This window comes from Prevotella sp. HMSC073D09 (assembly GCF_001814145.1).
Lineage (GTDB): Bacteria > Bacteroidota > Bacteroidia > Bacteroidales > Bacteroidaceae > Prevotella > Prevotella conceptionensis.
In genome coordinates, this window is sequence record NZ_KV815129.1 from 7,719 (window position 1) to 8,237 (window position 519).

The following is a 519-nucleotide window of genomic DNA, read 5'->3' on the forward strand; positions in this document are numbered from 1 at the left end:
ACTTCCATCTTAGACATCTTACACTCTTGAAAGCACTTATAATCGGGGTTGTCATCATTCCTCTTGGTATGATATGCCTTTCTGCGTTGCTGTCTTGTCAGCCCGCAGTCGCCTTGTTTCCCTTTTTCTTGATGCAGCGAAAAATCAAAGGGTATGGTTGTCTTGCCGTCAAAGAAGGCACAAAGCAACAGCTTGTAGCCCAATACGCATCTGCCTTTCACATGGTCGAAAACACGACTGACACCCTCCATCCTCACGCCACTCTTCTCAAGCACGGTGTCGTCTATGATGAAACAGGTCGTGGCATCGGGTTGAGGAGCTTCGCCATACTTACGCAATAGGCACATATAACGCAGGGCAAAGTGGTTCATCAGGCGTCTCCAATCCATCTGCGGGCGAATCATCATGCGATAGAAACAGTTCTTGCCATGATTTGAAAGCTCGTATATCTTATGCCTGCATATGCGGTGGATGCTCTCACCCACAATGCGGAAGAGGCAAAGGGAGAGGATCAACTCC

Annotated in this window: 1 protein-coding gene; it reads right to left on the reverse strand. The window is 48.4% G+C overall.

Going from position 1 to position 519, the window contains the following annotated elements:
• The coding region (locus HMPREF2955_RS12860) for a transposase (RefSeq protein WP_139145563.1) at positions 1-519 on the reverse strand (519 nt) is incomplete at both ends.